Below are 12,482 nucleotides of genomic sequence, written 5' to 3' on the forward strand. Positions count from 1 at the left end.
GCGGGCATCGTGAAAAGTCTATGTCAAAGAAAGGGTTATGTTCTCATAATTGACGATTAAATCGCACCTTCCTTAACCGACTGCGCCATACAGGCAGACATTAAATATGCAGCCTGGTTTGGACGCACCTTCCCCCGCGCGGCGGGGGAAGGTCGGGATGGGGGAAATGCCAGCTTCAGTGCCGCCTGTTCCCCCACCCCATCCCTCCCCCATTCTATGGGGGAGGGAGCCCGCCTGAGTTAACTTTTTAGTTTCGGGTCCAGCGCATCGCGCAGACCATCACCCAGCAGATTAAAGGCCAGCACGGTCAGGAAAATCGCCAGACTGGGGAAAATCGCCACATGTGGTGCCATCACCATATCTGCCCGCGCTTCATTCAGCATCGCGCCCCACTCCGGTGTCGGCGGCTGCGCGCCCAGTCCCAGAAACGACAGACTGGCGGCGGAAATGATCGATGTGCCAATACGCATGGTGAAATAGACCACAATCGACGACACCGTCCCCGGCAAAATATGACGCCAGATAATGGTCATATCCGACGCGCCAATACTGCGCGCCGATTCAATATAAGTCTGATGCTTAAGTACCAGCGTGTTACCGCGCACCAGGCGGGCAAAGGCGGGAATACTGAAGATCGCCACCGCAATAATCACATTCGACATGCCGCTGCCCATAATCGCCACCACGGCAATCGCCAGCAGAATGCCGGGAAAAGCGAACAGCACATCACAAAGACGCATAATCAGCCGATCCCACCAGCCTTCATAATATCCGGCCAGCAGCCCCAGCACAGTGCCAATCGCCGCGCCGATCGCCACCGAGAACAATCCGGCCACCAGCGACAAGCGTGCACCCAGCAGCACGCGGCTGAAAATATCGCGTCCCAGCGAATCCACTCCCAGCCAGTGCAGCGCGGAAGGGCCTTCATTCAGCCGGTCATAATCGAAATAGTTTTCCGCATCGAACGGCGCAATCCACGGTGCCAGAAACGCCACCACCACCAACAGCAGGACAAACAGCCCGGCAATCAGCGCCACATGCTGACGACGGAACTTACGCCAGAACTCACGCCATGGCGTCCGTACCTGATTTGCCTGTATCGTGGGCATCACTTTGAGTGCCGCCTCACGTCGCCAGTTTTTCATTGCTTGTCCTTATTCAAACAGCTGACACACGTAACACAGGGAACCCGGGCAGAAGAGGAAAACGACTTTCCGATCTGCCCGGGTTCCCTGTGCCGGCACGTAGCCAAACATCATTTGTAGCGAATCGCCGGATTGATGGCGGCATACAGCATATCGACCATCAGGTTAATCAGAATAAACTCCAGCGAAAACAGCAGAACTTCCGCCTGAATCACCGGATAATCACGCATTTCCACTGCATCCACCAGCAGACGCCCCATGCCCGGCCAGTTAAACACCACCTCGACCACGATCGAGCCGCCGAGCAGAAAGCCAAACTGCAGGCCCATCATGGTCACGACCGGGATCATCGCATTGCGCAACCCGTGCTTGATCACCACCAGTGTTTCGCGCACCCCTTTGGCGCGCGCGGTACGCATATAATCTTCCTGCATCACCTCAACAAAAGAGGCGCGGGTAAAGCGTGCCATGACCGCCGCCACCGCAGCACCCAGCGTGATGGATGGCAGGATATAGTGCCTCCAGCTGTCCGCGCCGACGGTCGGCAGCCAGCCCAGTTCCACGGAAAAGACCTGAATCAGCAGCATGCCAAGCGCAAACGCCGGAAATGAGATACCGGACACCGCCAGCGTCATCCCCAGCCGGTCCGGCCAGCGGTTACGCCATACCGCCGACACCACGCCAATCGCCATCCCAAAAATCACTGACCACACCATGCTGCACAGCGTCAGCCACAGTGTTGGCAGAAAACGGGCGGCGATCTCTTCCGCGACCGGACGCTTCGAAACCATCGAATAGCCAAAATCGCCCTGTAACACATTCAGCATATAGTTCCAGAACTGCTGCGGCAGCGGCAGATCCAGCCCCAGTTGCTGACGCACCAGCGCCACCACTTCCGCGTCGGCATCGCGTCCGGCGATCAACCGCGCCGGGTCGCCGGGCAGCAAATGAACAAACAAAAACACCAGCACCGCCACAATCAGCAGTGTCGGGATCAGGCCCAGTAAGCGTTTAATAAAGTAATTCAGCATGCCTTATCCTGTGCGTTGCCGCGCCAGCCGCTCCTGCGCTGGCGCGACCGCCGTTACTTCAGATCCGCGTCATCAAAGTTAAATGACGTATCCGGCATCATATAGAAACCGGTCAGGGATTTACTATTAGCAGAAACCAGTTTCTCCACCACCAGCGGTGCCCATGGATGTTCATTCCAGATACGGTCCTGGGCATCTTTATACAAGCGCGCTTTCTCCGCCCGGTCCGTGGTTTTCAGCGCATCGGCCAGATCTTTATCCACCTGCGGATTGCTGTAAAACGCAGTGTTAAAGATCGCTGGCGGCCAGGAGCCGGTGGCAAACAGCGGCGTCAGCGCCCAGTCTGCTTCGCCGGTTGATGCCGACCAGCCGGTGTAGAACATACGCACACCGCTCTCTTTCTGGCCTTTGCCTTCCACTTCCGCCGCACGCTGGCCAGCATCCATCGCGGTGACCGTTACCTTAATCCCCACCTGCGCCAGCTGCTGCTGGGTAAACTGCAACACTTTCTGTGCGGTGCTGTGATTATGGGATGACCACAGTGTGGTGGTGAAACCGTTCGGGTAGCCCGCTTCTTTCAGCAGCTCACGCGCTTTTGCCGGATCGTAAGGGATAGCCGGATAAGTCTGGGCGAAGTCGATAGCTGGCGGCACAATGCCGGTCGCTGGCGTGGCATAACCGCTGAACGCCACTTTTGCCAGCGCCTGACGGTTAATCGCATAGTTAATCGCTTCACGTACCTTCGGATTATCGAACGGCTTCTGCGTCACGTTAAAGCTGATATAGCGCTGCATAATCGATGGCGAGGTAACCAGATCCAGCTTGCTGTTCTTCTCCAGCAGCTGCGCCTGCTCAAACGGGATCGGGAACGCGAAGTTGGCTTCGCCAGTCTGCATCATCGCCGCGCGGGTGTTGTTGTCCACTACCGGACGCCAGGTGATGCTGTCGAGTTTTGGATAGCCCTGTTTCCAGTAACCACCCCACTTTTTCACCTTCACAAAGTCGGTCTGGTTCCAGGTATCGAACGCATACGGGCCGGTTCCCACCGGGTGAAAACCGATATCTTTGCCATATTTTTTCAGCGCCGCTGGCGAGATCATCGCCGCAGCCGGATGCGCCAGGATATTAATAAACGCCGAAAAAGGCTGCTTCAGAGTGATCTTCACCGTCGTCGCATCGACCGCTTCCGTGCTGGCGATATTTTTAAACAGGTTATAGCGTTTCAGATGGCTGTCAGGGTTACTGGCACGGTCGAAATTCACCTTCACCGCCTCAGCATTGAAGTCGCTGCCATCCTGGAATTTCACCCCCGGACGCAGCTTAACGGTGTAAATTAAGCCATCCGCGCTGACCGTGTAGCTTTCCGCCAGCACATTAATCAGCTTCATATCCTTATCAAAACCCAGCAGTCCCTGATAAAAGGACTTCGCCACGGTCTGCGACAGCGTGTCGTTAGCATCGTAGGGGTCGAGGGTGGTGAAATTCGAGGCTACAGCAATCACCGCATCTTTTGCCGCCCAGGCAGGAAGCGCGGCGAAACCCGCGACCAATCCGGCGGTTACCAGCCACTTACGTGTATGTGGAATCGTCATCTTGCTTTTTCTCCTGTCATCCCCTGATAGGGTATCTGCCCGTCATCGTTCAGCACGATTCAGGGCATCGCAATCACGTCAGGCACCGCTGATGGCATGCCGTGCAACATAGTGTCCGGCGCCGACCTCAACCAGTGGTGCGACGACCGGTTCATCGCCCAGCTCACGAATCGGGCTGGGCATTTCATCCACCAGCAGCGCACGCTCGCGGCGGCGATGGCCAGGATCGGCCACCGGCACCGCGGACATCAGCTTGCGGGTATACGGGTGCTGCGGGCGCTCAAAGACCGCCTCACGCGGGCCAATTTCGACAATCTGCCCCAGATACATCACAGCCACACGATGGCTGATGCGTTCCACCACCGCCATATCGTGCGAAATAAACAGAAACGCGATGCCGAATTCGCGCTGTAAATCGAGCAGCAGATTGATAATCTGCGCGCGAATCGACACATCCAGCGCCGACACCGACTCATCGGCAATCACCACTTTCGGGTTGAGCGCCAGCGCGCGGGCAATGCAGATGCGCTGACGCTGGCCGCCGGAAAACTCATGCGGATAACGCTGCGCATGTTCCGGCAGCAACCCGACTTTCTCCAGCAGCCACGCCACGCGCGCTTCCGCTTCTGCCCCCTTCATCACACCATGCACCAGCAGCGGTTCCATAATGGAAAAGCCTACCGTCAGGCGCGGATCGAGCGAGGCATAAGGGTCCTGGAAAATAAACTGGATGTCGCGCCGCAGATGCGCCAGCTGATGCCCCGCTAACTGATCGATGCGCTGACCGTTAAAGGTAATCGCGCCGCCCTGGCTCTCCACCAGCCGTAACAGCGCACGGCCAGTGGTCGATTTACCACAGCCGGATTCGCCGACCAGCGCCAGCGTCTCACCACGGCGCAGGTCAAAGCTGACCTTCTCCACCGCGTGCACCTGACGCTGCACACGATTAAAAATGCCGCTGCGCATGGCAAAACGGGCGACCAGATCGCGCACCTGTAATATCGGCGCTTCATCTGCCACCACCGTATCCTGCGCTAATGTTGTGCTGTTTGCGTCATCATCGGGCAACGGGAAGCGGGTGGGAAATGGCTGGCCGCGCATCGCGCCCAGAGTTGGCACTGCCGCCAGCAGCGCCTGGGTATACGGCTGCTGTGGCTGACGGAAAATATCGCTGACCGGCGCGGTTTCAATGGTTTCACCGCGATACATTACCTGTACCCGGTCGGCCATCTCCGCCACCACGCCCATATCGTGGGTAATAAAGATCACCGCCATCTGCATCTCTTTCTGCAGTACACGGATCAGTTGCAGGATTTGCGCCTGAATGGTGACATCCAGCGCCGTCGTCGGCTCATCGGCAATCAGCAGCGCCGGTTTGCAGGAGAGCGCCATCGCGATCATCACCCGCTGGCGCATGCCGCCGGACAGCTGATGCGGGAAACGCGTCAGCACATTTTTCGCTTCGGGAATACGCACCAGATCCAGCATCCGCTGCGCTTCGATCAGCGCCTGGCGGTGACTCAGTCCCTGATGCAGACGCAGCGATTCGGCAATCTGCTCGCCCACCGGAAAAACCGGGTTGAGCGACGTCATCGGTTCCTGGAAAATCATCGCCATGTCCGCGCCGCGAATACGGCGCATCTGTGACTGGCGCGCCTGCGCCAGATCCAGCACCTCACCATTGCGGCGACGCAGCCAGATTTCACCGCTGTCGAGGGTGCCGCCGCCCTGCTCAATCAGGCGCATCAGCGCCAGTGAAGTGACCGATTTTCCGGAACCCGATTCACCGACAATCGCCAGCGTTTCACCACGGTCAACGCTCAGCGACAGCTGACGCACCGCCGGCGCATTAACGCCCTGGTGACGAAAGCTGACGCCAAGATTACGTACCGCAAGCACCTGCTCTGCGGACAGCTGTTCCGCTGCTGTCGATTCGGACATCCCCTCTCCTTACGCTTCGCGATAGATCCCCACCACCGGGTCTTCCCCGAGGTAACCATAGCCGCGATACATTCCTTCGCTATTAAACGGCAGCGCGACATTACCTTCGCGATCCACCGCCACCAGACCACCACTGCCGCCGAGCTGTGGGATTTTTTCCATCACCACGCGATCGCTGGCCTGCTGTAATGTCAGTCCCGCATACTCCATCAGCGCCGAGGTATCGTAGGCCGCCAGGGTACGGATAAACACTTCCCCGGTGCCGGTACAGGACACCGCCACCGTGGCATTATTAGCATAGCAACCGGCTCCTGCCAGCGGGGAATCGCCGACGCGCCCCGCCTGCTTATTGGTCATGCCACCGGTTGAGGTGGCCGCGGCCAGATTGCCGTGCAGGTCGCAGGCTACAGCACCCACGGTGCCAAATTTACGGTCGTTGTCCAGCGGGTCGCCGCTGGTGTCCTGCGCTGCGCCATCATGATCGAGCAGCGTTTGCTGACTGACTAACGCCCGCTGCAGCTGTTCCCAGCGCGCCGGGGTAGAGAAGAAATCAGGTTCGACGGTTTCCAGCTGATGCTGCGCGGCAAAGTCTTCTGCTCCCTCACCAATAAACAGCACATGCGGGCTGTGTTCCAGCACCGCGCGCGCCGCCAGCACCGGATTACGCAGGTGCGACACACCGGCCACCGCGCCAACGTCCAGTGTCCGGCCGTCCATCACACTGGCATCCAGTTCGTGGGTGCCCTGGTGAGTAAACACCGAGCCTTTACCGGCATTAAACAGCGGGCACTCTTCCAGCAGGCGCACCGCTTCGGTGACAGCGTCGAGCGCACTGCCGCCCGCAGCCAGAATGGCCTGCCCGCTGGCAACAATCTCCGCTAAGGCGCGGCGATACTCTTGTTCTTTTTCGACACTCATCGCGGCACGGGAAATCGCACCGGCACCGCCATGAATGGCGATTACTGCTCTGCTCATAATTTTGTAGCCCTGGATGTTAAATCAGCATGAAAAACACTGAGTTAGGTAAGGTTTTTTAAAATTTCGGCAACTTTTCAATATAGGTAGCCAACTGAGCAATGTAAAGCAATTGTTCGCACGCTGATAATAACAAACTGTTATACCCGCTATACTGGCGGCGTTGATGGGATGATCCCCCCGCCATTTCGCGCCATAATAAGCGCCATATCAGTCATCACGAGCCCGTCAACCGGCTCGCTGTGGAGAGAGAATGGAACTGTTTACTGCGGGATTAATCTCCCTTGAAGACGCCCGCGCAAAAATGCTGGCGCAAATTACTCCGCTGGCAGACAGCGAAGCGGTGGCGATTACCGCCGCTGCCGGACGTATCACCGCTGAAGCCGTGGTCTCACCGCTGGATGTGCCGCCCTTCGCCAACTCGGCAATGGACGGCTACGCATTGCGCACGGAGGATTTCGCCAATAAGCAGCCACTGAGCGTTGCCGGAAAAGCCTTTGCCGGTGCGCCGTTTACGGGTGAGTGGCCAGCTGGCAGCTGTATCCGCATTATGACCGGCGCACCGATCCCGGCAGGTGCTGCCGCGGTGGTGATGCAGGAGCAGACTGAAAGCCTCGAAGATGGCGTGCGCATTCTCGCGGATGTCACAGCAGGACAAAATATTCGCCTCGCGGGTGAAGATATCCGCCAGGGTGCCAGCGTACTGGCGGCAGGCGTCAAACTGGGCGCGGCGGAACTGCCGCTGCTGGCCTCACTTGGTATCCGTCAGATTCGGGTACTGCGAAAACTGCGCGTGGCAGTGTTCTCGACTGGCGACGAACTGCAGCCTGTCGGCGAGCCGCTGGCCGCGGGTCAGATTTACGATACTAACCGTTTTGCGGTGCGGCTGATGCTGGAAACGCTCGGCTGCGAGGTGATCGACCTTGGCATTATCAAAGATCAGCCAGAAGCGCTACGCGCCGCCTTTTTACAGGCCGATGCGCAGGCTGATGTGGTGATCAGCAGCGGTGGTGTATCGGTCGGTGAAGCCGACTACACTAAGCAGATGCTGGAAGAGCTGGGCGAGATTGGTTTCTGGAAGCTGGCGATGAAACCGGGCAAGCCATTCGCCTTTGGCCGGCTGGCGAACAGCTGGTTCTGCGGCCTGCCGGGCAATCCGGTTTCCGCTGCCGTCACTTTCTATCAGCTGGTGCAGCCGCTGCTGGCGCGCCTGACCGGTCAGCAGGCTGATGCCCTGCCGCCACGCATGCGTGCCCGCGCCAGCGGCGTGCTGAAGAAATCGCCCGGCCGGCTGGATTTCCAGCGTGGCATATTCAGCCGCAACGCCGACGGCGATTTGCAGGTGATTTCCACCGGCCACCAGGGTTCCCACGTCTTCAGCTCCTTCAGCCAGGCAAACTGCTTTATTGTGCTGGAACGTGAGCGTGGCACGGTACAGCCGGGCGAATGGGTCGAGATCGAACCGTTCAACGCCCTGCTGGGAGGCTGACATGACGGTCGGGCTGACAGACGAGGAAACCCTGCGCTATAACCGCCAGATTGTGTTGCGCGGCTTCGATTTTGAGGGGCAGGAGAAACTGAAAGGCGCGCGCGTGCTGCTCCTCGGGCTTGGCGGTCTGGGCTGCGCGGCGGCGCAGTATCTGGCTTCGGCAGGTGTCGGCACGCTGACCCTGCTCGATTTCGATACCGTCTCGCGTTCTAATCTGCAACGGCAGATTCTGCATACCGATGCGCAGGTTGGCATGGCAAAAGTGGAATCGGCACGCCAGCGTTTGAGCGAGATTAACCCGCTGATTACTGTCAATGCCGTCAATGCGCAGCTCGATGACGTTGCGCTGAGCCAGCAGATCGCCGCCAGTGATGTGGTGCTGGACTGCAGTGATAACGTGGCAACCCGCGAGCAGCTGAACCGCCTCTGCTTCGCCGCCAGAGTGCCGCTGGTGTCCGGCGCGGCAATTCGGATGGAAGGGCAAGTCAGCGTTTTCAGCTGGCAGCAGGATGAACCCTGCTATCGCTGTGTCAGCCGCCTGTTCGGCGAGAATGCCCTGAGTTGTGTCGAAGCGGGTGTGATGGCGCCGCTGGTGGGCGTGATTGGTGCGTTACAGGCGATGGAAGCGATTCGTCTGCTGACTGATTACGGCAGCCGCGTGGCGGGAAAACTGTTGCTGTACGATGCGATGACACTGGAGTTCCGCCAGATGAAACTGATGCGCGATCCGGCGTGTGAGGTATGCGGGAAAACGCAGGGATAAAAAAAGGAGGCGCCAGCGCCTCCTTTTTTATTAACCGTCAATACCTTTACTGCGCAGGTAATCTTCGTAGTTGCCGGTAAAGTCGATCACCTTGTTCGGGGTAATCTCCAGTACGCGGGTCGCCAGCGAGCTGACGAATTCACGGTCGTGAGAAACGAAAATCAGCGTGCCTTCGTACATCTCCAGCGCCATGTTCAGCGCTTCGATGGACTCCATATCCAGGTGGTTGGTCGGTTCATCCATAATCAGAATATTCGGGCGCTGCATCATCAGCTTACCGAACAGCATGCGACCCTTCTCACCACCGGACAGCACTTTGGCAGGCTTTTTGATATCGTCCTGGCTGAACAGCAGACGACCCAGATAGCCACGCACCACCTGCTCATCATCACCGGCCTGCTTCCACTGGCTCATCCAGTCGAAGACCGAAAGATCGTTATCAAAATCAGCCGCATGATCCTGGGCGTAATAGCCAATGCTGGCATTTTCTGACCACTTCACCGTACCGTTATCCGGTTGCGCATCGCCGACCAGCGTTTTCAGCAGTGTGGTTTTACCGATACCGTTGGCACCGATGACCGCCACTTTCTCGCCAACTTCCAGCAGCAGATTGAGTTTGCTAAACAGCGGGCCGTTATCGAACCCTTTAGTCAGCGCCTCAATTTCCAGAGCATTACGGAACAGTTTCTTATCCTGCTCGAAACGGATGAATGGGTTCTGACGGCTGGAGGCTTTCACCTCTTCCAGCTTGATCTTATCGATCTGTTTAGCACGAGATGTCGCCTGACGGGATTTCGAGGCGTTCGCACTGAAGCGGCTGACAAACGACTGCAGTTCGTTAATCTGTGCTTTCTTCTTGGCGTTATCCGCCAGCAGACGTTCACGTGCCTGCGTCGCCGCCGTCATATACTCGTCGTAGTTGCCCGGATACACACGCAGCTCGCCGTAGTCGAGATCCGCCATGTGCGTGCACACCATATTGAGGAAGTGACGGTCGTGCGAAATAATGATCATGGTGCTGTCACGTTCGTTGAGCACCTGCTCCAGCCAGCGAATGGTATCGATATCCAGGTTGTTGGTCGGTTCGTCGAGCAGCAGGATTTCCGGATTCGAGAACAGCGCCTGCGCCAGCAGCACACGCAGCTTCCAGCCTAGCGCCACTTCGCTCATCGGGCCGTAATGCTGTTCCAGCGGGATACCCACGCCCAGCAGCAGTTCACCGGCACGCGCTTCGGCGGTGTAACCGTCCATTTCGCCGTATTTCACTTCCAGATCGGCGACTTTATAGCCATCTTCTTCGCTCATTTCCGGCAGCGCGTAAATACGATCGCGTTCCTGCTTCACTTCCCACAGTTCGCCATGACCCATGATCACCGTATCAAGCACGGTAAACTGTTCGAAAGCGAACTGATCCTGGCGCAGCTTACCGATACGTTCGTTCGGGTCAAGCGAGACGTTACCGCCAGTCGGCACGAGGTCGCCGCCGAGGATTTTCATAAAGGTTGACTTGCCGCTGCCGTTAGCGCCAATCAGACCATAGCGGTTGCCGCCGCCGAATTTGACAGAGATATTTTCAAACAGCGGCTTACTGCCAAACTGCATGGTGACGTTGCTGGAAACTAGCACAGGATAGCCTTTCGGTTGGAGGTTCAGAATGTGATTCGGCGCGCATTATGCCATAAAAAGCATGACAACGGATACCATCACGCCCGGATAGCGCCAGAAAGCAACAAAGCCCGCCAGGGCGGGCTTTAACGGGGGAGTGATGCTTTACGCTTTCTGCTTCACTGGCACAGGCATCGGTTTGGTTACCACATCCGGGCTTAACCAGTCATGCAGATAGTGTTCGATCTGCTCCAGACTGCGGTTGCGCGTTTCCGGAATGCATTTCACCACAAAGATGGCGCCGAAAATGCCAATCGCGCCGAAGATAAAGAACGCGCCAGATAAGCCAACACTGGCCAGCAGCAGCGGGAAGGCCAGTGAAATACAGAAGTTAGCAATCCACATCGCGAATACCGCACCACCCATAAAGATACCGCGCATGCGAGTCGGGAAGATTTCCGACAACAGCAGCCAGGTGACAGGCGACAGCGCCCCCTGCTGGAAGCTGAGGAACATCAGCATGCCGAGCAGCACCATATAACCGCGCAACACATCCGGCTGGCCGTTCACCGTTTCCGGCATCAGATAGCTGATCGCGCCAATAAAGAACAGGCAGGCGGTACAACCAAACTGACCAATCTTCACCATGGTGCGGCGGCCAATTTTGCCCAGCAGCCAGATACCGACAAAGGTCATCAGTACCGAGATCACCCCATTGGCAATGGTGGCGAACAACGCAGCGTCATTGGTCATGCCTACCGCAGTCAGCATGGTCGGCGCGTAATACATAATGGTGTTGACGCCGGTCAGCTGCTGGATCACCGCCACACCAATCCCAATCAGGAACAGTTTAAACAACCACGGCGTGGCTAACTCGCGCAGGCGCGGTTTGCCCTGATCACGCTGTTCTGCCAGTGTCTCTTCAATCTCGGTCAGTTCCCACTCGACATCATCTTTTGCCCGGGTGCGTTCCAGCACGCGGCGTGCCTCGGCCAGCCGCCCTTTCATCGCGTACCAGCGTGGGGTATCCGGCATAAACATCATGCCAAACCACAGCGCTACCGCCGGAATGGTCGCCACCGCCAGCATCCAGCGCCAGGTCTCTTCCCCACCCCACACGGCATGGAATCCGGCATTGGAGATGTAGGCCAGCATCTGACCGGAAACGATCATCAGTTCCTGCAGCGTCACCAGCTGGCCGCGTTTATTTGCCGGGGCGATCTCAGCGATATACACCGGTACGGTCGCGGATGCACCACCCACTGCCACGCCTAATACCAGACGGAAGAAAATCATCCAGTTCACATCCGGCGCCAGCGCCGTGCCGATTGCACCCACCGCAAACAGCACGGCGAGGATAACAATGATTTTTTTACGTCCGGCTGCGGCAGCGAAATGGCCCGACAGCAGCGCGCCAAAAGCCGCGCCAAACAACAGTGAGCTGGTGACCAGCCCGGTAGTGAAGGGGGTAAGATGTAACTCTGCGCCCATAAACAGCAGCGCGCCTGAAATAACGCCGGTGTCATAACCGAACAGCAAACCGCCGAGGGTGGCGATAGCGGCGATAACTTTAACGAAGGGTTCGGTCCTGGTGTTACTGTTCGGCCCTGACGCGCTGTTCGGCGTGAGATATTGTTCTTTTGCCATGATGGCTGTTTCTCCGGTACCTGGTTAGTAGGGACAGTCAAGGTATTGTTATCAATGTTAACAATTCACCTTCTCCGGAGCTGAATTTAGACTAATATTTTCATTTTAAGTAACAATGAAAATTAAATTTTGTGGAGCAGGTCATAGACTGCAGTTTACTTTGTGACCAAAATCACACCATTGCCTTTTTACGGTTGTTTAAAACAGGGTTCACTGCTCGGCGGATTCAACTCCGAAGTGCAACGCTAAGCCGCCAATCTTAGCTCTGCAAACACCACAGACGGTTGCCTGAAT

9 protein-coding genes are annotated in these 12,482 nt (G+C 57.4%); 2 read left to right on the plus strand and 7 right to left on the minus strand.

The genetic code is table 11. From position 1 onward, the window contains the following. Positions 1 to 239 precede the first annotated feature (239 nt). From gsiD to ACSZO1_RS19400, 5 genes are all read right to left on the minus strand, one after another. Positions 240 to 1,145, minus strand: a complete 906-nt coding sequence (gene gsiD, locus ACSZO1_RS19380; RefSeq protein ID WP_437615558.1) for a glutathione ABC transporter permease GsiD — start codon at positions 1,143 to 1,145, stop codon at positions 240 to 242. A gap of 110 nt (positions 1,146 to 1,255) precedes the next feature. Beyond that, positions 1,256 to 2,176, minus strand: coding sequence for a glutathione ABC transporter permease GsiC (gene gsiC, locus ACSZO1_RS19385; protein WP_437615560.1), 921 nt, complete (start codon positions 2,174 to 2,176; stop codon positions 1,256 to 1,258). Positions 2,177 to 2,229: 53 nt separating this feature from the next. Next, positions 2,230 to 3,768, minus strand: a complete 1,539-nt coding sequence (gene gsiB, locus ACSZO1_RS19390; RefSeq protein WP_437615562.1) for a glutathione ABC transporter substrate-binding protein GsiB — start codon at positions 3,766 to 3,768, stop codon at positions 2,230 to 2,232. Positions 3,769 to 3,846: 78 nt separating this feature from the next. Further along, entirely contained in the window at positions 3,847 to 5,709 is a 1,863-nt protein-coding gene (gene gsiA / locus ACSZO1_RS19395) for a glutathione ABC transporter ATP-binding protein GsiA (RefSeq protein WP_437615564.1), read from the minus strand. A 9-nt stretch (positions 5,710 to 5,718) separates the two neighbouring features. Next, on the minus strand, positions 5,719 to 6,684 hold the full coding sequence (locus ACSZO1_RS19400) for an isoaspartyl peptidase/L-asparaginase (RefSeq protein WP_437615566.1): 966 nt from the start codon (positions 6,682 to 6,684) through the stop codon (positions 5,719 to 5,721). Between the two features lie 253 nt (positions 6,685 to 6,937). Between ACSZO1_RS19400 and moeA the strand changes: the two genes are divergently transcribed. Continuing rightward, positions 6,938 to 8,173 (plus strand): molybdopterin molybdotransferase MoeA, encoded by a 1,236-nt coding sequence (gene moeA / locus ACSZO1_RS19405; RefSeq protein ID WP_437615568.1) that lies wholly within the window; start codon positions 6,938 to 6,940, stop codon positions 8,171 to 8,173. A 1-nt stretch (position 8,174) separates the two neighbouring features. Continuing rightward, the gene (moeB, locus tag ACSZO1_RS19410; protein ID WP_437615570.1) at positions 8,175 to 8,936 is read left to right on the plus strand and encodes a molybdopterin-synthase adenylyltransferase MoeB; all 762 of its coding nucleotides are present in this window, start codon (positions 8,175 to 8,177) and stop codon (positions 8,934 to 8,936) included. 30 nt (positions 8,937 to 8,966) lie between these two features. On the opposite strand, the gene ACSZO1_RS19415 is transcribed toward moeB, so the two are convergent. Next, positions 8,967 to 10,562 (minus strand): ABC-F family ATPase, encoded by a 1,596-nt coding sequence (locus ACSZO1_RS19415; protein WP_437615572.1) that lies wholly within the window; start codon positions 10,560 to 10,562, stop codon positions 8,967 to 8,969. 144 nt (positions 10,563 to 10,706) lie between these two features. After that, positions 10,707 to 12,188, minus strand: coding sequence for a sugar porter family MFS transporter (locus tag ACSZO1_RS19420; RefSeq protein ID WP_437615574.1), 1,482 nt, complete (start codon positions 12,186 to 12,188; stop codon positions 10,707 to 10,709). Between the last annotated feature and the right edge of the window lie 294 nt (positions 12,189 to 12,482).

It is taken from the genome of Erwinia sp. V71, assembly GCF_965644245.1.
Classification (GTDB): Bacteria; Pseudomonadota; Gammaproteobacteria; order Enterobacterales; family Enterobacteriaceae; genus Erwinia.